Origin of the sequence: Streptomyces misionensis, assembly GCF_900104815.1 — a bacterium.
GTDB lineage: Bacteria > Actinomycetota > Actinomycetes > Streptomycetales > Streptomycetaceae > Streptomyces > Streptomyces misionensis.
Genome location: NZ_FNTD01000004.1, coordinates 5,398,197 through 5,421,191, shown reverse-complemented (window position 1 = coordinate 5,421,191; position 22,995 = coordinate 5,398,197). Strand labels below are relative to the sequence as shown.

General features: G+C 71.8%; 22 protein-coding genes. 8 read left to right on the top strand and 14 right to left on the bottom strand.

What is annotated here, in order from left to right:
- Window positions 1–71: 71 nt before the first annotated feature.
- Window positions 72–1,496: a pyruvate kinase gene (gene pyk / locus BLW85_RS26485; RefSeq protein ID WP_070027759.1), complete on the top strand. Its 1,425-nt coding sequence runs from the start codon at window positions 72–74 to the stop codon at window positions 1,494–1,496.
- Window positions 1,497–1,594: 98 nt separating this feature from the next.
- Here pyk and BLW85_RS26480 read toward each other — a convergent pair whose 3' ends face one another.
- The 4 genes from BLW85_RS26480 to BLW85_RS26460 form a co-directional block, all read right to left on the bottom strand.
- On the bottom strand, window positions 1,595–2,971 hold the full coding sequence (locus tag BLW85_RS26480; protein WP_177330168.1) for a hypothetical protein: 1,377 nt from the start codon (window positions 2,969–2,971) through the stop codon (window positions 1,595–1,597).
- Window positions 2,961–3,509 (bottom strand): DUF6114 domain-containing protein, encoded by a 549-nt coding sequence (locus BLW85_RS26475; protein ID WP_074993313.1) that lies wholly within the window; start codon window positions 3,507–3,509, stop codon window positions 2,961–2,963. Before BLW85_RS26475 ends, BLW85_RS26480 begins: the two co-directional genes overlap by 11 nt.
- Window positions 3,510–3,625: 116 nt before the next feature.
- Window positions 3,626–4,258, bottom strand: coding sequence for a DUF6230 family protein (locus BLW85_RS26470; protein WP_070027756.1), 633 nt, complete (start codon window positions 4,256–4,258; stop codon window positions 3,626–3,628).
- Window positions 4,259–4,881: 623 nt separating this feature from the next.
- Window positions 4,882–5,853, bottom strand: coding sequence for a tetratricopeptide repeat protein (locus tag BLW85_RS26460; protein ID WP_074993311.1), 972 nt, complete (start codon window positions 5,851–5,853; stop codon window positions 4,882–4,884).
- Between the two features lie 210 nt (window positions 5,854–6,063).
- On the opposite strand from BLW85_RS26460, the gene BLW85_RS26455 reads away from it, so the two are divergent.
- Window positions 6,064–6,684, top strand: a complete 621-nt coding sequence (locus tag BLW85_RS26455) for a TetR/AcrR family transcriptional regulator (protein ID WP_070027754.1) — start codon at window positions 6,064–6,066, stop codon at window positions 6,682–6,684.
- Between the two features lie 6 nt (window positions 6,685–6,690).
- On the opposite strand, the gene icmA is transcribed toward BLW85_RS26455, so the two are convergent.
- The 7 genes from icmA to BLW85_RS26420 all read right to left on the bottom strand — a co-directional run bounded on the left by icmA (window position 6,691) and on the right by BLW85_RS26420 (window position 11,602).
- The gene (gene icmA, locus BLW85_RS26450) at window positions 6,691–8,391 is read right to left on the bottom strand and encodes a coenzyme B12-dependent isobutyryl-CoA mutase large subunit (RefSeq protein ID WP_074993309.1); all 1,701 of its coding nucleotides are present in this window, start codon (window positions 8,389–8,391) and stop codon (window positions 6,691–6,693) included.
- 92 nt (window positions 8,392–8,483) lie between these two features.
- The gene (locus BLW85_RS26445; protein WP_070027752.1) at window positions 8,484–8,822 is read right to left on the bottom strand and encodes a DUF3817 domain-containing protein; all 339 of its coding nucleotides are present in this window, start codon (window positions 8,820–8,822) and stop codon (window positions 8,484–8,486) included.
- A 43-nt stretch (window positions 8,823–8,865) separates the two neighbouring features.
- On the bottom strand, window positions 8,866–9,375 hold the full coding sequence (locus tag BLW85_RS26440; protein WP_070027751.1) for a MarR family winged helix-turn-helix transcriptional regulator: 510 nt from the start codon (window positions 9,373–9,375) through the stop codon (window positions 8,866–8,868).
- 87 nt (window positions 9,376–9,462) lie between these two features.
- A complete protein-coding gene (locus tag BLW85_RS26435; RefSeq protein WP_074993306.1) occupies window positions 9,463–10,110 on the bottom strand; it encodes a TetR/AcrR family transcriptional regulator in 648 nt (215 codons plus the stop codon).
- Window positions 10,107–10,874, bottom strand: coding sequence for an SRPBCC family protein (locus tag BLW85_RS26430; protein ID WP_070027749.1), 768 nt, complete (start codon window positions 10,872–10,874; stop codon window positions 10,107–10,109). Before BLW85_RS26430 ends, BLW85_RS26435 begins: the two co-directional genes overlap by 4 nt.
- Window positions 10,875–10,964: 90 nt before the next feature.
- Window positions 10,965–11,261, bottom strand: a complete 297-nt coding sequence (locus BLW85_RS26425) for an MTH1187 family thiamine-binding protein (protein WP_074993304.1) — start codon at window positions 11,259–11,261, stop codon at window positions 10,965–10,967.
- Complete coding sequence (locus BLW85_RS26420) at window positions 11,258–11,602, bottom strand: DUF3817 domain-containing protein (RefSeq protein WP_070027747.1); 345 nt, start codon at window positions 11,600–11,602, stop codon at window positions 11,258–11,260. The genes BLW85_RS26425 and BLW85_RS26420 overlap by 4 nt, the downstream gene beginning before the upstream one ends.
- Before the next feature lie 168 nt (window positions 11,603–11,770).
- Between BLW85_RS26420 and BLW85_RS26415 the strand changes: the two genes are divergently transcribed.
- From BLW85_RS26415 to BLW85_RS26400, 4 genes are all read left to right on the top strand, one after another.
- The gene (locus BLW85_RS26415; protein WP_070027746.1) at window positions 11,771–12,403 is read left to right on the top strand and encodes an AIM24 family protein; all 633 of its coding nucleotides are present in this window, start codon (window positions 11,771–11,773) and stop codon (window positions 12,401–12,403) included.
- On the top strand, window positions 12,404–13,054 hold the full coding sequence (locus BLW85_RS26410) for an AIM24 family protein (RefSeq protein ID WP_074993301.1): 651 nt from the start codon (window positions 12,404–12,406) through the stop codon (window positions 13,052–13,054).
- Complete coding sequence (locus tag BLW85_RS26405; protein WP_074993299.1) at window positions 13,051–13,863, top strand: AIM24 family protein; 813 nt, start codon at window positions 13,051–13,053, stop codon at window positions 13,861–13,863. Before BLW85_RS26410 ends, BLW85_RS26405 begins: the two co-directional genes overlap by 4 nt.
- Before the next feature lie 92 nt (window positions 13,864–13,955).
- Window positions 13,956–14,432 carry a MarR family winged helix-turn-helix transcriptional regulator gene (locus BLW85_RS26400; RefSeq protein WP_070027743.1) on the top strand — a complete coding sequence of 159 codons (477 nt, stop codon included), beginning with the start codon at window positions 13,956–13,958 and terminating at the stop codon, window positions 14,430–14,432.
- 25 nt (window positions 14,433–14,457) lie between these two features.
- Here the strand turns inward: BLW85_RS26400 and BLW85_RS26395 are convergent, their stop codons facing one another.
- The 3 genes from BLW85_RS26395 to BLW85_RS26385 all read right to left on the bottom strand — a co-directional run bounded on the left by BLW85_RS26395 (window position 14,458) and on the right by BLW85_RS26385 (window position 18,034).
- Window positions 14,458–15,696 (bottom strand): MFS transporter, encoded by a 1,239-nt coding sequence (locus BLW85_RS26395; RefSeq protein WP_074993298.1) that lies wholly within the window; start codon window positions 15,694–15,696, stop codon window positions 14,458–14,460.
- 145 nt (window positions 15,697–15,841) lie between these two features.
- Window positions 15,842–16,798 carry a methylmalonyl Co-A mutase-associated GTPase MeaB gene (gene meaB, locus BLW85_RS26390; protein WP_070027741.1) on the bottom strand — a complete coding sequence of 319 codons (957 nt, stop codon included), beginning with the start codon at window positions 16,796–16,798 and terminating at the stop codon, window positions 15,842–15,844.
- Window positions 16,799–16,834: 36 nt separating this feature from the next.
- On the bottom strand, window positions 16,835–18,034 hold the full coding sequence (locus BLW85_RS26385) for an acetyl-CoA C-acetyltransferase (RefSeq protein ID WP_074993296.1): 1,200 nt from the start codon (window positions 18,032–18,034) through the stop codon (window positions 16,835–16,837).
- Window positions 18,035–18,183: 149 nt separating this feature from the next.
- Here BLW85_RS26385 and mce point away from each other — a divergent pair, with 149 nt between their 5' ends.
- Window positions 18,184–18,624, top strand: coding sequence for a methylmalonyl-CoA epimerase (gene mce / locus BLW85_RS26380; RefSeq protein WP_070027739.1), 441 nt, complete (start codon window positions 18,184–18,186; stop codon window positions 18,622–18,624).
- Between the two features lie 206 nt (window positions 18,625–18,830).
- Entirely contained in the window at window positions 18,831–22,898 is a 4,068-nt protein-coding gene (scy, locus tag BLW85_RS26375) for a polarized growth protein Scy (protein ID WP_074993294.1), read from the top strand.
- Window positions 22,899–22,995 lie beyond the last annotated feature (97 nt).

Genomic DNA, 22,995 nt, shown 5'->3' with positions numbered 1-22,995 from the left:
AGGACGCCTCTCATTTGTATCTTCCGCCAGACGGAATATTCCGTAGCGAAACAAACCGATAGGATCGCCCCATGCGCCGTTCGAAAATCGTCTGTACTCTCGGCCCCGCGGTCGACTCCCACGAGATGCTCGTCGCCCTGATCGAGGCGGGCATGAACGTGGCCCGCTTCAACTTCAGCCACGGCTCCCACGCCGAGCACCAGGCGCGGTACGACCGCGTCCGGGCCGCGTCCAAGGAGACCGGCCGGCCCATCGGCGTCCTCGCCGACCTCCAGGGCCCGAAGATCCGTCTGGAGACCTTCGCCGAGGGCCCGGTCGAACTCCAGCGCGGTGACGAGTTCGTCATCACCACCGAGGACGTGCCCGGCGACAAGCACATCTGCGGGACGACGTACAAGGGGCTGCCGGGCGACGTCTCGCGCGGCGACCAGGTCCTGATCAACGACGGCAACGTCGAGCTGAAGGTCGTGGACGTGGAGGGCCCCCGGGTCCGCACCATCGTCATCGAGGGCGGTGTCGTCTCCGACCACAAGGGCATCAACCTGCCCGGCGCGGCCGTCAACGTGCCCGCGCTGAGCGAGAAGGATGTCGAGGACCTGCGGTTCGCGCTGCGCATGGGCTGCGACCTGGTCGCGCTGTCCTTCGTGCGGGACGCCAAGGACGTCCAGGACGTGCACCGCGTCATGGACGAGGAGGGCCGCCGGGTCCCGGTCATCGCCAAGGTGGAGAAGCCGCAGGCGGTGGAGAACATGCAGGACGTCGTCGCGGCGTTCGACGCCGTGATGGTGGCCCGCGGCGACCTCGCGGTGGAGTACCCGCTCGAGAAGGTCCCGATGGTGCAGAAGCGCCTGATCGAGCTGTGCCGGCGCAACGCCAAGCCGGTGATCGTGGCGACCCAGATGATGGAGTCGATGATCACCAACTCCCGCCCGACCCGCGCCGAGGCCTCCGACGTGGCCAACGCGATCCTGGACGGCGCCGACGCGGTGATGCTGTCCGCCGAGTCCTCGGTGGGCGCCTACCCGATCGAGACGGTCAAGACGATGTCGAAGATCGTCCAGGCCGCCGAGCAGGAGCTGCTCTCCAAGGGCCTCCAGCCGCTGGTGCCGGGCAAGAAGCCGCGCACCCAGGGCGGTTCGGTGGCCCGCGCGGCCTGCGAGATCGCCGACTTCCTCGGCGGCCGGGGCCTGGTCGCGTTCACCAAGTCCGGTGACACCGCGCGCCGGCTGTCGCGCTACCGCGCCGCCCAGCCGATCCTCGCCTTCACCACCGAGGAGGGCACCCGCAACCAGCTCACGCTGAGCTGGGGCGTGGAGCCGCACGTGGTGCCGTTCGTGAACACCACCGACGACATGGTCGAGCAGGTGGACCAGGAGCTGGCCAAGCTGGGCCGCTTCGAGACGGGCGCCACCGTGGTGATCACCGCCGGCTCGCCCCCCGGCGTCCCCGGCACCACCAACATGATCCGGGTGCACCACCTGGGCGGCGACAACTGACGTACCCCACGAGGGTCTTGTACGGCGCTGAGGGCGCCCCCCGCGAAGGGGGGCGCCCTCTGCTGTGCCGCGGCTCCCGGACGGGCCTCGGGGACCGGTCAGCCGGTCGTGTACACGTGCATCCCGGGCACGTGCAGGGTGCCGCCGAACTGGGCCGCCTGGGTCACCTTCACATTGGTGAAGTAGATCAGCGGGAGGTTCAGCGGGGGCGGGCTGTCGGGGCTGAACGTCATGGGGATCAGCCCGAACAGGTTGCCCGAGATCTTCTCGGTGTACATCACGGTCTTGCCGTCGCGGATCGTCGACGTCGAGCCCTTGGCGGCCTGGACGTGGTACGTCTTGCCGGTGAGCTTGTCCTCCACCGTCTGGTGCAGGTCGCCGATGTCGGTGCCGTCGGAGACCACGTACTTCAGCGCCTTCTTGGTGGTGCCGTTCGCCGCCCTGACCTCGACGATGCCCTGGTAGTCGGCGCCCTTCAGCAGCAGCGAGCTGGCGCTGAGGTACCAGGGGTCGTCCGCCACCGGCACCTGGTTGTCGACGCCGCCCTCGGCGGTGGTGGCCGCCGGGCAGTCCTCGGCCGAGGGGGTCGCGCTCGCCGACGGGTCGGCGCTCGCGGACGGGCTCGCGGTGGCCGACCCGGCCGTGTCCTTGACCGCCTTGCCCGCGTCGTCGGCCGCCTTGGAGACCGTGTCCGTGGTGTTCTTCACCGTGTCCCCGACCGTCTTGACGGTCTTGGACGTGGTGTCCTTGACGGTGTCGGTGAGCTTCGAGCCAGACGCCGAGGCGGACGGGGTCGCCGTGGGCGTGGGGCTCGCGGACGCCGTGGGGGTGTCCTTCGCCCCGCCGGTGAGGATGTTCCCGAGCGTGTCGCCGATGGTGCCCAGCAGCCCGCCGCCGTTCTGGCCCGCCGACGGACCGGGCGTCGTCGCACCGGAGTCCGAGCCGGCCGACCCGGAGGTCTCGGCCGGCTTCGGCGCGCTCTTCCCGGCCGAACCCGAGTCGGCCGAACCTGAATCGGCCGAGTCCGAGCCGGCGGAGCCGGAGCCGGAGGACGACGACCCGGACGTGTCCTTGCCGGAGTCCTTGGCGGCGTCCTCGCCCGTGCCGGTGCTCGCGGAGGGCGACGGCGTCGGCGACTCGGACCGGTCCGCCGAGGCGGACGGCGAGGGCGAGGCCGAGGGGTCCTTGGCGTCGTCCAGCGCCTTGACGCAGTCCTTGTACTCGTCGGCCGTCAGGCTCTTGGCCGTGGTCGACGGGGACGGGCTGCCGCTGCCGCCGCCCGCCGCGATGGCGAGCGTGGAGGTGAAGCCCATGCCCATCAGCACGGCCGTCGGCATCGCCACGGTGGCTATCGCCTTGCCGGCCGGCATGTGGAATCTGGTGAACAGCGGCTTTCTGGGGGCCGCGTGGCGGGGTCCGGTTCTGGCGCGGGGCTCCTCCGTATCGCTCCCGCGCGTCACCTCGTCAGCCGGCACTGTGCCTCCCGTTCGCCCCGTTGGCCGGGCTCGTTCCTGACAGGTCGGTCGGCTCGCCCATGCGCTGGTCCGGCAGCGGTGCGGTGTCGGGGGCCCCGCCCGCGGCGGGCGCCGCCCCGGCCGGCGGCTGCGGCTGCGGCGTCGCGCCGGGCGCCCAGGCCACGGCCATCGCTCCGCCGATCAGCGCGGACAGGAAGCCGACGATGAAGCCGCCGATGTTGGACAGCGGAATGGACACCAGCGCCAGCAGGATCGCCGCGATGCCCGCGAAGACCCGGATGTGCTGCTGGACCCAGAGGGTGATGCCGAGAACGATGAGCAGCACACCGATGATCAGGGAACTGGAGCCGCCGGGAGTGCCCATCGTCATCGAGAGATGGCCCAGCTGGAGGTGTGCGTACGGGAAGTACAGGATGAGAAAGCCGCCGAAGATGACGAGCACACCGGCCCAGAACGGACGCGTGCCCCGCCAGGCGCGGAACTGCTGCCTCCGGCGGGTGAACTGGCCGGGGTCGGCGGCAGGGGTCTCGGCGCTCATGGAAAACAGCTCCCTGGTGCAGCGTTGCTGTGGTGGTGATGTGTGCCGCGTGTGAAAACGCGGTCCAAGTGGCGCGGGCGGGGGCGCCGTCGGCTCCCCCGCCCGTCATCGAGTGCCTAGTAGCACTCGTGCGTGCCCGCCGAGACGGACATGTGCAGACCGCTGAGCTTGAAGGTGCCGGCCGTGGTCGCCCACGCCGTCTGCTTCACGCCGGTCAGCGTGGCCGAGTCGGCCTGCTGCGCGAAGCCGAACGGGTTCGCCTGCTCCTTGCCACCCTTCATGCCAGGACCCTTGCCGGCGTCCTTGGCGGCAACACCGATGTCGATGTTCTTGAAGGTGGCGTCGGCGCTGAGGTCATCGAGGTCGATGTACAGCTGGCTGGCCTGGACCGGCTTGTCCGCGCCCGCCTTCAGCACGAGGCTCACCGAGCCCAGCACCGGGATGTTGGGCGTGACGACCGACTGGCACATGTTGGTGATCTTGGCCGAGTTGAAGGCCGAGACCGCCACCGGGTGGGTGGTCTGATCACCGCTGAGGGTGTAGCCGTTGTCGAGCGCGCCGTACTGCTCGAAGCCCTGACCGACCAGCTTGTCCGCGGTCACCTTGAAGGACTGACCGGACACGCTGAACGAGGCGGCGAGCGCACCCTGCGCGAGGGCGACACCTATGCACGCCGTGGCGGCCACGCTGGGCACCATGACCACAGCGAACCGCTTCCATCTGGTCCCGCCACGCACCTGGGACTCCATATTTCCTCCTTCTCGGACGTACATCTCCTGGCCCGGTCTCGCCCACGGACGGCGGCTCAGCCGGGCAGGGATGGGAGAAGTGCTACGTCCTCGGGAAGGAGAGCGCCCGCGCTCGGCGGCGCGAACCGCGCCCGAATCACCGGCGATCACCCCCGAGCGACAACCACTGGTCGCGCCTGACACACATCACGCACAACCTTGCTGGACAGGCTTCGCCGGCCGGCGAAGACCCCCCTGCCCAAGACCCGGCGCCACTGCCGCCGGCTCTGCTCGGTGGGGACCCAGAGTCTCCCTCGCCCCGACCGGATGCCGGGGTACGGGAATGGACCGAGCGTCGCCGATCGTGGTGCAAATTGGCCGCCCGCACAAGGGGGTTCGTTACTGGCTAGTAACGGCCGGATAACCGAGAAACGTCCGCGTGATCTCGGAGCGCGACACTCGGTCGCATCACAGGGCAGAACAAAGCCGTTGATCTCTGTACGAAACCAGACAGATCAACGGCCCTGATTTACTCGGAGTAACAGCCGCCCCGATTACCAAGATTTGGTAAAGCGGAGCGGCCTCAACGCCTTGTCGGCAAACCTTTCACCCCGGCGTCACAGGCCGTGGCGTTTACGGACTGGTCAGAAGAGCGCCCGCGCCAGCGCCCGGCGGGCACCGACCACCCGCGGGTCTTCGGAGCCCACGACCTCGAACAGTTCGAGCAGCCGGCGCCGTACCGCGTCCCGGTCGTCACCCACCGTGCGCTGCACCGTCTCGATCAACCGCCCGAAGGCGTCCTCGACATGACCGCCCACCAGATCCAGGTCCGCGGCGGCGATCTGCGCCTCGGCGTCCTTCGGGTTCTCCGCCGCCTCGCGGCGGACCTTCTGCGGGTCCATGTGCTGCACCCGGCGGAGCAACTCCGCCTGCGCGAGGCCCAGCTTGGCCTCGGGGTGGCCCGGGTCGTCGGCCAGGACGTTCTGGTACGCGCGCACCGCGCCGTCCAGATCGCCGGCGTCCAGGGCCAGCGCGGCGGCGTTCAGGGCCGCGTCGTACGGTCCCTCCGGCGCCTCGGCACCGGTCGCGCCGCCCGGCTCCGCTTCCGGGTCGACGGTCAGACCGGTCAGCCCGAAGCGCTGCTCGGCGACCTGCACCAGCTGGTCGAGGGTCCCGCGGATCTGCTCCTCGCTCGCCGCTCCCTGGAACAGCGGCAGGGCCTGGCCGGCCACGACGGCGAACACCGCCGGGATGCCCTGCACCCCGAACTGCTGCATCAGCATCTGGTTGGCGTCGACGTCGATCTTGGCGAGCAGGAAGCGCCCGTTGTACTCGACGGCCAGCCGCTCCAGGACCGGGCTCAGCTGCTTGCAGGGCTGACACCACTCGGCCCAGAAGTCGATGACGACCGGTACCTCTGCGGAGCGCTGGAGGATCTCGCGTTCAAAGCCGGCTTCGTCGACGTCGATGACGAGATCGGCCGGGGATACGGCACCCGTGCCGCCCTGCCGGGCGGCTTCGGCGCGCGCCTGCTCGGCCTTGGCCTTGGCCTCCTGGGCCGCCTTCACCGCGGCGAGGTCGACCACGCCGCTCATGGACATGTTCCGTGGCTGCATGCGTCTATCCTCCCCCGATACCGCGTCTGAAGAAAAAAGCCTTGATGTCCGGCGCCGGGTCCCCACCCGCGCCGTGCCGTTCCGCCCGCGTACGTCCCTCGCGAGCTTTCCGCTACGACCCGTAGCGTAATGGCAATGGGCGGGCGAACGACAGCTCTTCCCGGTGATCTCCCTCACGGCCCCGCAGAACCCGCCGGTTATGGTCATGGGATGCAGAGCCGCACCCCCGCCAGCCGTCCCGGGCGCCCGCGCAGCGCCGCCGCGGACGCCGCGATCCTGGCCGCGACCAGGGAGGCGCTGGTGGAACTGGGGTGGTCCAAGCTCACTCTCCAGGACGTCGCGACCCGCGCCGGGGTTGCGAAGACCACCCTCTACCGCCGCTGGGCCGGCAAGAACGAGCTGGTCGTCGACGCCGTCGCGGAACTCTTCGACGAGCTGCGCCTGCCCGACCGGGGCAGCCTGGCCGCCGACATCGAGGGCGTCGTCCTCCAGTTCGCGGCGCTGCTGGACCGCCCCGAGTGCCGCAGCGGCCTGATGGCGGTCGTCGCCGAGTCCACCCGCGACGACCTGCTGCGCGAACGCATCCGCGCCTCCATCGTGGACCGCCAGAAACGGCTGGTTCTGGAGGGCCGGGCCCGGGCGGCGGAACGCGGTGAACTGCCCCCGGAGAGCGAGGACGAGGAGGAGGCGGCCCGCACCGTCGACCTCACCTTCGACGTGGTGGCGGGCGCGGTGGTGCACCGCACCCTGGTGAGCGGCAAGCCCGCCGACGAGGCGTGGGTGCGCAGCTTCATCCGGGTCCTGCTGCTGGGGCTGGCCGCCCCGTCCTGAGCCCGGTCAGAACCCCGCGGGCTCCGTGTACGCCCCCCACTCCTCGCGCAGCACCCCGCAGATCTCGCCGAGGGTCGCCTCGGCGCGCACCGCGGCCAGCATGGGCTCGATCATGCCCGAGCCGTCCCGGGCGGCGGCGAGCAGTCCGTCGAGGGCGGCGCGTACGGCGGTGCCGTCCCGCTTCGCGCGGCGCTCGCCGAGGGTCCTCACCTGCTCCCGCTCCACCTCGTGGCCCACCCGCAGGATCTCCAGGTCGCCGGTGACGGACCCGGTGTGAACGTTGACGCCCACGATCCTCTTCTCCCCCTTCTCCAGGGCCTGTTGGTGGCGGAAGGCCGACTCGGCGATCTCCCCGGTGAACCAGCCGTCCTCGATCCCGCGCAGGATGCCGGAGGTCATCGGCCCGATCGGGTGCCGTCCGTCCGGATGCGCCCGCTGCCCGCGCTCCCTGATCCGCTGGAAGATCTCCTCCGCCGCCGCCTCGATCCGGTCCGTCAGCTGCTCGACGTACCACGAACCCCCGAGCGGGTCCGCGACGTTGGCGACACCGGTCTCCTCCATCAGCACCTGCTGGGTGCGCAGCGCGATCTCCGCGGCCTGCTCGCCGGGCAGCGCCAGCGTCTCGTCCAGGGCGTTGGTGTGCAGCGAGTTGGTCCCGCCGAGCACCGCGGCCAGCGCCTCCACCGCGGTGCGCACCACGTTGTTGTACGGCTGCTGCGCGGTGAGCGAGACACCGGCCGTCTGCGTGTGGAACCGCAGCCACTGCGCCTTCTCGCCGCGCGCGCCGTACACGTCCCGCATCCAGCGCGCCCAGATCCGGCGCGCCGCGCGGAACTTGGCGATCTCCTCGAAGAAGTCGACGTGGGCGTCGAAGAAGAAGGACAGGCCGGGTGCGAAGACGTCGACGTCCAGTCCGCGGCTGAGCCCCAGCTCGACGTACCCGAAGCCGTCCGCGAGCGTGTACGCCAGCTCCTGCGCGGCCGTCGCCCCGGCCTCGCGGATGTGGTAGCCGGAGACGGACAGCGGCTTGTAGGCGGGGATGCGGGCGGTGCAGTACTCCATGAGGTCGCCGATCAGCCGCAGATGCGGCCCGGGCCCGAAGAGCCACTCCTTCTGGGCGATGTACTCCTTGAAGATGTCGGTCTGGAGCGTGCCGTCGAGCACCGACGGGTCCACGCCCTGCCGCTCGGCGGCGACCAGGTACATGCAGAAGACGGGCACGGCGGGCCCGCTGATCGTCATCGACGTGGTGACCTCGCCGAGCGGGATGTCCCGGAACAGGACCTCCATGTCGGCGGCCGAGTCGATCGCGACCCCGCAGTGGCCGACCTCGCCGAGCGAGCGGGGGTCGTCGGAGTCGCGGCCCATCAGCGTCGGCATGTCGAACGCCACGGAGAGCCCGCCGCCGCCCGCGGCGAGGATCATCTTGTACCGCTCGTTGGTCTGCTCGGCGGTGCCGAACCCGGCGAACTGCCGGATGGTCCAGGCGCGGCCGCGGTAGCCGGTCGGATGCAGGCCGCGGGTGAAGGGGTACTCCCCCGGCCAGCCGATCCGCTCGAATCCCTCGTACGTGTCTCCGGGCCGGGGCCCGTACACCGGCTCCACCGGGTCCCCGGAGAGCGTGGTGAAGTCCGCGTCACGCTTGCGCGCGGCGTCGTAGCGGGCCTGCCAGCGCCGGCGGCCCTCCTCGATGGCGTGAGCGTCCATACCGTCGAATTTACTTGGACGTCCTAGTATCTGTCGACGGCAGACCGCCGTACGGGTTGCCCGTACGGCGGTGAGGGCCCCGGCGAAGGGCCCTACGCCTTGGCGACGGCCGGGGTGCGCTCGGCGACCTTGCCGTCCAGCTCCCGGCTGATCTTCCGCTCCACGAAGAACGCGGCGGTGGGGATCGTGCCCGCCAGCAGCACCCACAGCTGCTTGCCGACCGGCCACTTCGCCTTGGAACCCAGGTCGAAGGCGAAGACCAGGTAGACGACGTACAGCCAGCCGTGGGCGATGGCGACGACGCGGGTCATGTCGGCCGCGCCGCTGATGTCCAGCCCGTACTTCGCGATCATGCTCAGGCACAGCAGCACCAGCAGGACACCCGTGGTGTAGGCCATGACGCGGTAGCGGGTCAGCACGCTCTTCTTCATGGAGTCGAGCGTAACCACCCGTTCCGGGAGATCTTGGCCGGGGTCACCCCTCGTCGAAGTCGAGTGCCGCGACCCGCAGCGGGCGGAACATCGCGAAGATCTCCCGGCACTCCTCCGCGTCGTACACCCCCAGGCCGAAGTCCATGGCCATCAGGTCGCGGGTGGCCGCGTCGACCACCTCGCGGCCCTTGTCGGTGATCACGGCGAGGGTGCCGCGCCCGTCGTTGGGGTTGGGCCGCTTCGCCACCAGACCGGACTTCACCAGCCGGTCCACGGTGTTCGTCACGGAGGTGGGATGCACCATCAGCCGCTCGCCGATCTTGGACATCGGCAGTTCGCCGGCCTTGGAGAAGGTGAGCAGCACCAGCGCCTCGTAGCGGGCGAACGTCAGCCCGTACGGCTTGACCACCGCGTCCACCTCGGCGAGCAGGATCTGCTGGGCCCGCATGATCGAGGTGATCGCGGCCATGGAGGGCACGTTTCCCCAGCGCTGCTGCCACAGCTCGTCGGCGCGGGCGATGGGGTCGAACGGGAGGCTGAGTGGCTTGGGCACGTCATCAGACCCTACCGGCCGGTCATATGCCGGTCAGCTCCGTCTCGCCTTTCGGATGCCGGACGATCACCGGGCGCGCCCCGGCCCTCACCGCCCGGCCTTCCGCAGCCGGTGCCGCACCGCCCGCTGCGCCACGGGACCCAGCTCCTCCACCGCGGCCACCAGCGCCGCGAGCTGGTCCAGCGCGTCCAGTGCCGCCCGCGCCCCCGCCTCGTCGGCCCCCTCGTACAGCTCGATGCCCACGAAGGACGCGGCCACCGCGCGCGCGAGCCCTGCGGGGTCGACGAACTCGGCGAACGGCGTCGCGGCGAGCAACCGGGTGAGCACCTGTTCGATCTCGGCGATCCACAGCCGCAGTCCCGCCGCCGTCGCGGGTCCGAGCGCCGGGTGGGTCGGGGCGCCCGCGAGGAGCTGGCCGAGGAGGGCGACATGGCCGCCGTCCCGCTCGCGTGCGTGGATCTCGCGGCCCACGGCGAGCAGCTCGGACAGGGAGGTGACGGTGGCGAGCCGCTCCCGGTAGCGGGCGACGGCCTGCTCCGCGCCGTACCGGCAGGCGGCGGCGAGCAGCTCGTCCACGGTGCCGAAGTGGTAGAAGACCAGCGCCTGGTTGACGCCGGCCGCGGCGGCCACCGTACGGGCCGAGGTCTTGGCGATGCCCTGCTCGGTGAGCGTGCGCAGGGCGCCCTCCAGCAGCCTGGTCTTGGTCTCCCGGGCCTTGGCCGTCTCGGGGCTCATACGGGTGCCTCCGTGCGGTTCTGGAGGGCGCGCAGCAGGCGCGGCGCCCGGGTCTGGGTGGCGGGGGCGCGCAGACAGCGGCGGGCGGCCGGGGTGCCCTCCAGCGGGGACTTGAACAGGGCGACGCAGACGGCGGCGAGCAGCAGCACCGGGCACAGGTAGGCCATGGCGGCGGAGAACGGGCCGAACAGGCCGAGCAGCGGTTCCAGGGCGCCGAGTCCGGCCAGGCAGACGGTGAGCAGCAAGGCGCGCACGGCGAGTTCGGCGAGCCAGTTGCGCAGGGCGCGCTCGGGGGTGATGCCGCGCTCCAGCCAGAGCCGCAGGCGGTCGAAGGACCAGGCGGTGGCCCAGCGGAGCAGCGGGCGGACCAGCAGCCGGTCGACGACGGCGCCGGGGGCTCCGCCGCGCGGGCGGTAGTCGTAGCCGGCCAGGAAGCGGACGCCCTGCGCGTCGGGGACGTAGCGCCAGTAGCCGGCGCCCTCGGCGATCAGGCCGAGGGGGTGGGTGGAGGAGAAGCAGAGCGCGGAGGTGCGGGTGCCGTCAGGGCGTTCCTTCTCGCCGGCGGAGACGCCGGTGCCGCTGAGGGCGAGGAAGGGCGGCAGGCGCGCGGTGAAGCGGAACGGGCGCGGCTCGCCCTGGACGTGCGGGAGGTGGCGCAGCTCGGTGACGAGCAGGTCCCAGCGCCGGTGCCGGGCGGGGTCCTGGGTGTGCGCCCACAGCTCGTCCAGGTCGGCGCGTATGTGCGTCTCCGTATAGAGACCCATGTGTTCCCCCACGTCAGGCCACCGTTTGAGCGAACGCTCAAAGGATCTTCCACACGAAGATACTCCCTTTGAGCGGCCGCTCAAAAGGGGTCAGCCGGCCAGGTGCCGCTCCACGGTCTCCACCTTGGAGGTCAGGCCGTCGGTGACACCGGGGCGGATGTCGGCCTTGAGGACGAGCGAGACGCGCGGGGCGCGCTCCTCGACGGCGGCGACGGCGCGCCGCACGACGTCCATGACCTCTTCCCAGCTGTCGCCCTCGATCGAGGTGAACATGGCGTCGGTGCGGTTCGGCAGGCCCGACTCGCGGACCACGCGGACGGCCTCGGCTACGTACTCCCCCACGTCCTCGCCGACGCCGAGGGGCGTCACGGAAAAGGCGACGATCATGCGTTCACGACTCCTTCCTTGCGGGCACGGGCGGCGATCACGGCGTCCTCGGCCTCGCGGCGCAGCTTGCGCTCCGCGAAGAAGCCGCCGGTGGGCAGCACGGAGAGGACGAAGTAGAGGGCCGCGGTGCCGAGGCTCCACTTGGCCTTGTTCCAGGCATCGGCCCAGAAAAGAACGTAGAGGACGAAAAGGACACCATGGATCGCGCCCATCACGGGCACCGCGTTGAAGTCCGTGGTCCGCTTCAGCACCGAGCAGACGAGCAGGACGATGAAGGACACGGCCTCGGGGGCGGAGACGAGTCGGAGGCGGCGGAGGGCGGTGGCGGTCTTGATGTCCACGGGTCACCTTCGGTGGGAGTTGCGAGGAGTGGCTGCCGATTTGTGAACGTACGCACAAGCGTCCCGCCATTGTGACAAACGGTGCCCGTAGGGGTCCGCTCAGGGTGCGAGTCCACCTGTGGGTGCTGTTCGGCCCACCCGCCGTGCCGATACGTTCCCAGCGTGGCGATGTTCCGATTGCAGGGCACCAGGGTGCTCGCCGTCGACATGACCGGGGACGCCGTGAAGGCGAAGAACGGCTCGATGGTCGCGTACGACGGGCAGATGTCGTTCAAGAAGCTCACGGGCGGCGGCGAGGGGCTGCGCGGGATGGTGACGCGGCGCCTCACCGGCGAGCAGATGGCGGTGATGGAGGTGAAAGGGCACGGGACCTGCTGGTTCGCCGACCGGGCGACCGAGATCAACCTGGTGAGCCTGCGGGGCGAGAAGCTGTACGTCGAGTCGAGCAACCTGCTGGTGACGGACGCGGCGCTGCGCACGGGCACCACGTTCACCGGGCTGCGCGGCGCCTCCCAGGGCAACGGTCTGTTCACCACCACGGTGGAGGGGCACGGACAGGCGGCGATCATGTCCGACGGGCCGGCGGTGGTGCTCAGGGTCACCCCCCAGTACCCGCTGACGGTCGATCCGGGCGCCTACGTCGCGCACCAGGGCAACGTCCGGCAGTCCTTCCAGTCCGGTGTGACGTTCCGCACCTTCCTCGGCGAGGGCGGCGGGGAGGCATTCCAGATCCGCTTCGAGGGGGACGGCCTGGTGTACGTGCAGCCGAGCGAGCGGAACACGATCGCGGGGGATCTGTAGATGGCCTTCCGGGAACTCAACTCCAAGATGGTCGAGGCGACCGTGCTGCCCGGGCAGCGGCTGTTCAGCCAGCGCGGGGCGATGCTCGCCTACAAGGGGGACGTGTCGTTCACGCCCAACATCCAGGGCGGCCAGGGCGGGGTGATGTCGATGCTCGGGCGCCGGGTGACGGGCGAGGCGACCCCGCTGATGACCGTCGAGGGCAGCGGCACGGTCTTCTTCGGGCACGGCGGCCATCACGTCCAGGTCATCCACCTCACCGGCGACACCCTCCACGTGGAGGCCGACCGCCTGCTCGCCTTCGAGGGCACGCTGCGCCAGGGCACGATGTTCATGGGCTCCCAGGGCGGTGTCATGGGCCTGGTGCGGGGCCAGGTCACCGGCCAGGGGCTGTTCACCACCACCCTGTCGGGGCAGGGCTCGGTGGCCGTGATGGCACACGGAGGCGTCTTCGAGCTGCCGATCACCCCGCAGCGCCCGGTCCACGTGGACCCGCAGGCCTACGTCGCCCACCACGGCGAGGTCCGCAACCGGCTGTCCACCGCGCTGGGCTGGCGCGAGATGGTGGGCCGCGGCTCCGGCGAGGCCTTCCAGCTGGAGCTGAGCGGCAACGGCACGGTGTACGTCCAGGCCTCGGAGGAGAAGCTATGAGCGCGTACGGCACCCCCGTGCCCGGGGGCCCGGTGGTCTACGACCCGATGACCCTGCCCGCGGACGACAACGTGAACAGCTACACGTTCTGCGTCGAACTCAAGGACGGGCAGTGGTTCCTCCAGAAAGGGAAGATGATCGCCTATTACGGGGCGATCGAGTTCAACGGCGTCGGACACGGACGACTCGACCACCTCGTCCGCACCTCGTTCCATTCGCCACTGCACGCGAGCGACTGGGTCGTGGCACAGGGCTCGGGCAAGATGCTGCTCGCCGACCGGGCCTTCGACGTCAACTCGTACGACCTGGACGACGGGAACCTGACCATTCGCGCGGGCAATCTGCTCGCTTTTCAGCCAAGTCTCGCGCTCAAGCAGTCGATCGTGCCGGGTTTCCTCACCCTCCTCGGAACCGGCAAGTTCGTGGCCGCATCCAACGGTCCGGTGGTGTTCATGGAGCCTCCCCTGCGGGTGGACCCCCAGGCGCTCGTGGGCTGGGCCGACTGCCCCTCCCCGTGTCATCACTACGACCACGGGTACCTGACCGGAGTACTGGGCGGTCTACGTGCGATGACGGGCCTGGGCGGCGTCTCCGGCGAGGAGCACCAGTTCGAGTTCGCGGGCGCGGGGACGGTGCTGCTCCAGTCGTCGGAGGCGCTGATGGCCGAGGTGGAGACGGGGGTCGTGCCGGCCGAGCCGGGGGTTCCGGGCGGTGGCGCACCGACACCGGGTGGACACGGTGCGCAATCGGGTAGCGCACCGCGCCTTCCCGGACAGCTCGGGGGCCTCCAACGTCGCTTCGGGCTGTGAGCGGTAGTCTGCGGAGTGTGACGTCGAACGCGTGCGCACTGTCACACCACTCGAAGTAGTTCGCCATTCAACTTCTTAGGTAGACTTCATTCATGGAGACCGAGACGGCCACGCGCTGGCTGACCGATGCGGAGCAGTGCGCCTGGCGCACCCACCTGGAGGTCAACAGGCTGTTGACGTACCAGCTGGAGAAGGATCTGCAGCCGTTCGGCCTGACGATGAACGATTACGAGATCCTCGTGAACCTGTCCGAGTCGGAGGACGTACGGATGCGGATGAGCGACCTCGCCTCCGCGACGTTGCAGTCCAAGAGCCGGCTCTCGCACCAGATCACGCGGATGGAGAACGCGGACCTCGTGCGCCGCGAGAACTGCGAGTCCGACCGGCGGGGGCTGTACGCCGTACTCACCGAGCACGGCCTGGAGACGATGAAGAAGGTGGCGCCGCACCACGTCTCGTCGGTGCGGCGGCACTTCATCGATCTGCTGTCCCCGGAGGCGCTGCTCGAACTGGACAAGGCCCTGAAGCCGATCGCCGAGCACCTGCGGGGGCAGCGAGGGCGTCCCTAGCTCAGCGGAGCGGGGCGTCCCTGGCTCAGCGGGGCGGGTGCTCCCCGGCCCCGCTGAGGTGCCGGGACGCCCGCGCCGCTCCGGTGGCCCGGCCGCCGCCGGCCAGGGCGGCGGAGGCGAGGGCCGTCGCGCCCGTCACCAGGAAGCAGAGTCCCAGCGGCAGCCGGCCGATCAGCAGCCCCGCCGCCAGCGCCCCGGCCGAACTGCCGCCGTTCACCCCCATGTTGACCCAGGCCCCGGCCTGGGTACGGGACTCCGGCGCGGCCAGTTCGTCCGCCGCCAGATACGCCGTCGTCAGGGTCGGGGCGATGAACGCGCCGGCGAGGGCCAGCGCGGCGGTGAGCAGCCACAGGTTCGGGGCCAGGCCCGCCACCGCGATGACGCAGCCCAGCGCCACCGCGAAGAGCACCAGCCGCGTGCGGGCCGGCGCCCGCCACGCCACCGCGCCGTTCGCCAGGCCGCCCACCGCGCTGCCCGCCGAGACCGCGCCCAGGACCCAGGGGACGAGCCCGGTGTCGTACCCGTGCTCCGTGGCGAAGGCCATGGTCAGCAGCTCCACCGCGCTGACGGCCAGCCCCGCGCCCAGCGCCACGGCGAACGGCGGCACCAGCCCCGTGACGGCGCCCCGCCGGCCGCGCGGCGCGGCGGGACGGGGGCCGGGGATCACCGGGGAACTCAGGAAGACGCTCGCGCCGCCCACCACGAGCAGCGCGCTGAACAGGACCCCCGAGGCCGGCGGGGCGAACCCGGTCAGCACACCGACCAGGACGGGACCGGAGACGAACAGCAGTTCCTCGGCGACCCCGTCCAGGCTGTAGGCGCGCTGCAACATCCGCTGGTTCGGGGCGAGTTCGGCCCATACGACCCGCATGACCGGCCCCAGTGGCGGCGCGCACGCACCGGCCAGCGCGGCGACCGCGGCGATCAGCACCACCGGCGCCCCGGGACGCCACGTCAAGGCGGCCAGGAGGGCCAGCAGGGTGCCGTACAGCACCGCCATGGGCAGCACGGCCCGGCGGGCGCCGTGGCGGTCGCTGAGGGCGGCGCGCAGCGGGGTCAGGAAGACGATGGTGGCGCCGTACAGGGACATCACCGCGCCGGAGACGGCGTAGGAGCCGGTGGCCCGGGTGACGGACAGCATCACCGCGAGCCCCACGGTGCCGTAGGACAGCCGGGCGGCCAAGGCCGCGGTGAAGGTGCGGCGGACGTGCGGAAGGCGCAGGACGGCGGCGTACGAGGGCCGCACGGGAGCATGCGTGGACACGCTGGAGTTCCTCTGACGGAGGCGGAAAAGGGGACGCCGACGTGCGCGAGTGCCGTGGTGTCACCGGCCTCGCGCGGGGCGCGCCCTATGCCAAGAGGAGGAACATGGGCTCAATCTACCCGCTGCGTCCGGGAGTTCGCCAGCGTCAGCCTTCCGTCAGGCCCGCGATGAGTTCGTCCGCCGCGCGGTAGGGGTCGAGTTCGCCCGCCGTGATCCGCTCGGCGAGCGCGCCGAGACGGCGGTCGCCGTGCAGGTCGCCGATGCGCCGGCGCAGGGCCGTGACCGCGATGGTCTCCACCTCGTGGGCCGCGCGGGCACGCCGGCGCTCGGCGAGGACCCCGCGCTCCTCCATCCACGCGCGGTGCTTCTCCAGCGCCTCGACCACCTCGTCCACGCCCTCGGCGCGGGCGGCCACCGTCTTCACGATCGGCGGGCGCCAGTCGCCGGGCCGCCGGGCCTCGCCGAGGCCGAGCATGTGGCCCAGCTCGCGGGCGGTGGCGTCGGCGCCGTCCCGGTCCGCCTTGTTGACGACGTAGACGTCGCCGATCTCCAGGATGCCCGCCTTGGCGGCCTGGATGCCGTCGCCCATGCCCGGGGCCAGGAGCACCACGGAGGTGTCCGCCTGGGCGGCGATTTCCACCTCGGACTGGCCGACGCCCACCGTCTCCACCAGGATCACGTCGCAGCCCGCCGCGTCCAGCACGCGGATGGCCTGCGGCGCGGCCCAGGCGAGGCCGCCGAGGTGACCCCGGGTCGCCATGGAGCGGATGTAGACGCCGGGGTCGGAGGCGTGCTCAGACATCCGTACGCGGTCGCCGAGCAGGGCGCCGCCGGAGAAGGGCGAGGACGGGTCGACGGCCAGGACGCCGACCCGCCTGCCCTGCTTGCGGTAGGCCGCGACGAGCGCGGAGGTGGAGGTCGATTTGCCGACGCCCGGCGAGCCGGTCAGGCCCACCACATAGGCGTTGCCGGTCAGCGGGGCCAGCGCCGCCATGACCTCTCTGAGCTGGGGGGACGCCCCCTCCACCAGGGAGATCAGCCGGGCCACGGCCCGCGGCCGGCCTTCCCTGGCCTGGGCCACCAGAGAGGAGACGTCCTGCATCACAGCTCCGTTCGCTTCACCGGCCCGACGCGGGCCTCAGGCCTTCGGTACCCGCACGATCAGCGCGTCGCCCTGGCCGCCGCCACCGCACAGCGCGGCCGCGCCGGTGCCGCCGCCCCGGCGCTTGAGCTCCAGCGCCAAGTGGAGCACGAGCCGGGCGCCGGACATGCCGATCGGGTGGCCGAGCGCGATCGCGCCGCCGTTGACGTTCACCCTTTCCGTGGACACGCCGAGGTCCTTCATTGACTGCACGGCGACGGCGGCGAAGGCCTCGTTGATCTCGATGAGGTCGAGGTCGGAGACCTCCAGGCCGTCCTTCTTCAGGGCGTGCAGGATGGCGTTGGACGGCTGGGACTGGAGGGAGTTGTCCGGGCCGGCCACGTTGCCGTGCGCGCCGATCTCGGCCAGCCACTCCAGGCCCAGTTCCTCGGCCTTGGCCTTGCTCATCACGACCACCGCGGCGGCGCCGTCGGAGATCTGCGAGGAGGAACCGGCGGTGATGGTGCCGTCCTTGGCGAAGGCCGGGCGCAGCTTGGCCAGGGACTCGGTGGTGGTCTCGGCGCGGATGCCCTCGTCCTTGCTGAACAGGATCGGGTCGCCCTTGCGCTGCGGGATCTCCACCGGGGTGATCTCGGCCTCGAACAGGCCGTTCTTCTGCGCGGCGGCGGCCCGCTGGTGGGACAGCGCGGCGATCTCGTCCTGCTCGGCGCGGCCGATGCCGAGACGGGTGTTGTGCTTCTCGGTGGACTCGCCCATGGCGATGCCCTCGAAGGCGTCGGTCAGCCCGTCGTACGCCATGGCGTCGAGCATCTCGACGGCGCCGTACTTGAAGCCCTCGCGGGACTTCGGCAGCAGGTGCGGGGCGTTGGTCATGGACTCCTGGCCGCCGGCCACGACGATGTCGAACTCGCCGGCGCGGATCAGCTGGTCCGCCAGGGCGATGGCGTCGAGGCCGGAGAGGCACACCTTGTTGACGGTCAGGGCCGGGACGCTCATCGGGATGCCGGCCTTGACGGCGGCCTGGCGGGCCGGGATCTGGCCCGCGCCGGCCTGGAGCACCTGGCCCATGATCACGTACTGCACCTGGTCGCCGCCGATGCCGGCGCGGTCGAGGGCGGCCTTGATCGCGAAGCCGCCCAGCTCGGCTCCGGAGAAGGACTTCAGGGAGCCCAGCAGTCGTCCCATGGGCGTACGGGCGCCCGCGACGATCACCGAGCGGTTCGTTCCAGAAGACATGAGGTGCGATCCCCTTCCAGTTGCGCAGAGCCGAGGAGTGAACGAGGGTTTACTTCGAATGTACTGAGCGGCACTCAGTGCCGTCATCGCTCTGTCGGTGTGATCGCGCGCACGTTGCGTAACCACCGCGGTGACGCTGCACTGAAACCATGCTGACGCGAATCGACCACATCGGGATCGCCTGCCACGACCTCGACGCCACCGTCGAGTTCTACCGGGCCACCTACGGCTTCGAGGTCTTCCACACCGAGGTCAACGAGGAGCAGGGCGTGCGCGAGGCCATGCTCAAGATCAACGAGACGTCGGACGGCGGCGCCTCCTACCTCCAGCTGCTGGAACCGACCCGCGAGGACTCGGCGGTCGGCAAGTGGCTGGCCAAGAACGGCGAGGGCGTGCATCACATCGCCTTCGGCACGGCGGACGTCGACACCGACGCGCAGGAGATCCGGGGCAAGGGCGTCCGGGTGCTCTACGACGAGCCGCGGCGCGGTTCCATGGGCTCGCGGATCACCTTCCTGCACCCCAAGGACTGCCACGGAGTCCTCACAGAACTGGTGACTTCGGCGCCTGTTGAGTCCGCCGAGCACTGACCCCCGTACATAAGGGCCGGTAGGGTTGGGGGCGGTCGTCCCGGAACCGGGGCGGCCGCATGCCGGGGTCCGGGTTTCGGGGGACGTGCGTCGGGGCAGCAGGCCGTGCTCCGCCGTTGATCTGACACCATTTCCCCGGGGGCCCCGTTCGGCGGTTGGACGTGGCTCGTTGGAGAAGCTGACCAGGGGACGGATGGGACCGCGCAGTGCGGGGCTACGAGAGCCAGGAGCGAGAGCCGGCGGCTGACGTCGACCACCTCTCTCGGTTCGAGGCCGAGATGAAGCGGCTGAGGACCGAGCGGGAGAAGGCGATCCAGCACGCCGAGGACCTCGGCTACCAGGTCGAGGTGCTGCGCGCCAAGCTGCACGAGGCGCGCCGCACCCTGATGACCCGTCCCGCCTATGACGGCGGCGACATCGGCTACCAGGCCGAGCAGTTGCTCCGCAACGCCCAGATGCAGGCCGAGCAGCTGCGTCAGGACGCCGAGCGGGAGCTGAGCCAGGCCCGGGCGCAGACGCAGCGGATCCTCCAGGAGCACGCCGAACAGGCGGCGCGACTCCAGGCGGAGCTGCACCAGGAGGCGGTGACCCGGCGCCAGCAGCTCGACCAGGAGCTGGCCGAGCGCAGGGCCACCGTCGAGTCGCACGTCAACGAGAACGTGGCGTGGGCGGAGCAGCTGCGGGCCCGTACCGAGCAGCAGGCCCGCCGGCTGCTGGACGAGTCGCGCGCGGAGGCCGAGCAGGCGATGGCCGCCGCCCGCGCCGAGGCGGAGCGGCTGACCCGGGAGGCCCGGGACCGGCTGCGCGGCGAGGCCGAGGAGGCCCGCGCGGAGGCCGAGCAGATCCTGCGCCGGGCCCGCGCGGACGCGGAGCGGCTGCTGAACGCGGCCTCCACGCAGGCGCAGGAGGCCACCGACCACGCCGAGCGGCTGCGCACCACCACGGCCACCGAGTCGGACGCCGCCCGCCGGCAGGCCGCCGAGCTGAGCCGGGCCGCCGAGCAGCGGATGGCGGACGCGGAGGAGGCGCTGCGCAAGGCGCAGGCCGAGGCCGAGAAGCTGGTCACGCAGGCCGAGGAGGCCGCCGCCAAGACCCTGGCGAGCGCCGAGAGCGCCAACGAGACGCGCACCCGCACCGCCAAGGAGCAGGTCGCCCGGCTGGTCCAGGAGGCCACCAAGGAGGCGGAGGCCACCCGCTCGGAGGCCGAGCAGCTGGTCGCGGACGCCCGCGCCGAGGCGGAGAAGATCGTCGCCGAGGCCGTCGAGAAGGCCCGCACGGTCACCGCGGAGGAGACCGCCACCCAGCTGTCCAAGGCGGCCAGGACCGCCGAGGAGGTCCTCAACAAGGCGTCGGAGGAGGCCCGGAAGACCACGCGGGCCGCCACCGAGAAGGCGGAGCGGATCCGCAAGGAGGCCGAGGAAGAGGCCGACCGGCTGCGTGCGGAGGCGCACGACATCGCCGAGCAGCTCAAGGGCGCGGCGAAGGACGACACCGAGGAGTACCGCGCCAAGACGGTCGAGCTGCAGGAGGAGGCGCGCCGGCTGCGCGGCGAGGCCGAGCAGCTGCGGTCCGACGCGGTGGCCGAGGGCGAGTCGATCCGTGCCGAGGCCCGCCGCGAGGCGGTGACGCAGATCGAGGAGGCGGCCAAGTCCGCCGAGGAGCTGCTGGCCAAGGCCAAGGCGGACGCCGACGAGCTGCGGCAGAAGGCGACCGCCGACAGCGAGAAGGTGCGCACCGAGGCCATCGAGCGCGCCACCTCGCTGCGCCGGCAGGCCGAGGAGACCCTGGAGCGGGCCCGCGCCGAGGCCGAGCGGCTGCGCACGGAGGCGGGCGAAGCGGCCGAGACGGTCCGGGCGGACGCCGAGAAGGCCGCGCGCGAGCTGCGCGAGGAGACCGACAAGGCGGTCGAGGCCCGGCGCGCGGAGGCGGCCGAGGAGCTGACCCGGCTCCAGGGCGAGGCCCAGGAGCGGCTGGCGTCGGCCGAGCAGGCGCTCACCGAGGCCCGCGAGGAGGCCGCGCGGAGCCGCAAGGAGGCCGCCGAGGAGGCCGAACGGCTGCGTGCCGAGGCCGCCGAGCGGATCCGGGCGCTCCAGGAACAGGCCGAGACCGAGGCCGAACGGCTGCGTGACGAGGCGGCGGCGGACGCGTCCGCCTCCCGTGCCGAGGGCGAGGCCGTCGCGGTACGGCTGCGTTCGGAGGCGGCGGCCGAGGCCGAGCGGCTGAAGACGGAGGCGCAGGAGAGCGCCGACCGGGTGCGTGCGGAGGCGCAGGCCGCCGCCGAGCGGCTGGCCGCCGAGGCGTCCGAGACGCTGGCGGCCGCGCAGGAGGAGGCCGCCCGGCGCCGCCGCGAGGCCGAGGAGCTGCTCGGCGCGGCCCGCGAGGAGGCCGACGAGGAGCGCCGGCGGGCCCGCGAGCAGAGCGAGGAGCTGCTGGCGTCGGCGCGCAAGCGGGTGGAGGACGCGCAGGCCGAGGCGGTGCGGCTGGTCGAGGAGGCCGACCGGCGGGCCGGCGAGATGGTGTCCGCCGCCGAGCAGCACGCGCAGCAGGTGCGGGACTCCGTCGCCGGGCTGCACGAGCAGGCGCAGGAGGAGATCGCGGGGCTGCGCTCGGCCGCCGAGCACGCGGCGGAGCGCACGAAGCGGGAGGCCGAGGAGGAGGCCGAGCGGCTCCGGGCCGACGCCCACGCCGAGCGGGAGCGGGCGTCCGAGGACGCCGGCCGGCTGCGCCGGGAGGCGCACGAGGAGACGGAGGCCGCCAAGGCGCTGGCCGAGCGCACCGTCACGGACGCGACGGCGGAGGCGGAGCGGCTGCGCGCGGACGCGACGGCGGAGGCCGAGCGGCTGCGGGCGGACGCGGGCGAGGACGCGGGGCGCATCCGGCGGGAGGCGCAGGAGGAGTCCGAGGCCGCCGCGGCGCTGGCCGAGCGCACCCTCGCGGAGGCCGCGACGGAGGCGGAGCGGCTGCGCTCGGACGCGGGCGAGTACGCGCAGCGGGTGCGTACCGAGGCGTCCGACGCGCTGGCCGAGGCCGACCAGGCGGCGGCGCGGACCCGGGCGGACGCCCGCGAGGACGCCAACCGCATCCGGTCGGACGCGGCGACCCAGGCGGACACGCTCATCACGGAGGCGCGCAAGGAGGCCGAGCTTCTCCAGACGGAGACGGCGGCGGAGGCCGAGCGGGTGCGCACCGAGGCGCTCACCGAGGCGGAGCGGCTGCGGACGGAGACCGCGGCCGAGGCCGAGCGGGTGCGCGCGGAGGCGCGGGCCGGCGCGGACCAGCTGGTCGGGGAGGCCACCACGGAGGCGGAGCGGCTGCGTGCCGAGGCCGCCGAGACGGTGGGTTCCGCGCAGGCGCACGCCGAGCAGGTGCGCACCGAGGCCGAGCGGACCAGGACCGAGGCGCGGGCGGAGGCCGAACGGCTCCTCAACTCGGCCCGCGAGGAGGCCGAGCAGACCCTGGACGAGGCCCGCAAGGACGCCAACAAGCGGCGTTCGGAGGCGGCCGAGCAGGTCGACAAGCTCATCGGCGAGACCACGGCCGAGGCCGACAAGCTGCTCACCGAGGCGCAGCAGCAGGCGCAGAAGACCACCGCGGACGCGGAGGCGCAGGCCGACACCATGGTGGGCGCGGCCCGCAGCGAGGCCGAGCGGATCGTTTCCGAGGCGACCATCGAGGGCAACTCGCTGGTGGAGAAGGCCCGGACGGACGCGGACGAGCTGCTGGTGGGCGCCCGCCGGGACGCCACGGCGATCCGGGAGCGGGCGGAGGAGCTGCGCGAGCGGGTCACCGCCGAGATCGAGGAGCTGCACGCGCGGGCCCGCCGTGAGGCCGCCGAGACGATGAAGTCCACGGGCGACCGCTGCGACGCGCTCATCAAGGCCGCCGAGGAGCAGCTGGAGAAGGCCCAGGCGAAGGCGAAGGAGATCCTCTCGGACGCCGACTCCGAGGCGGGCAAGGTGCGGATCGCGGCCGTCAAGAAGGCGGAGGGCCTGCTGAAGGAGGCCGAGCAGAAGAAGGCGCGGCTGGTCAAGGAGGCCGAGGAGCTGAAGGCGGAGGCGATCCGGGAGGCCCGGGCCTCGGTCGAGGAGGGCAAGCGCGAGCTGGAGGTCCTGGTGCGCAGGCGGCAGGACATCAACGCCGAGATCTCCCGCGTCCAGGACGTGCTGGACGCGCTGGAGTCCTTCGAGGCGCCGGGTTCCGGCAAGGACGGGTCGGTCAAGGCGGGTGCGACGGTCGGAGCCCCCCGTTCGGGTGGCAAGTCGTCAGAGGGCTAGCATCCGAGGGGTGTTCGGGTGTCGACTGAGGGCTTTGCCCTGCTCGTTGGCAAGCCCGCCGGCGGTCAGCCACTCAAAAGAGGTGTCATTCTCCAGA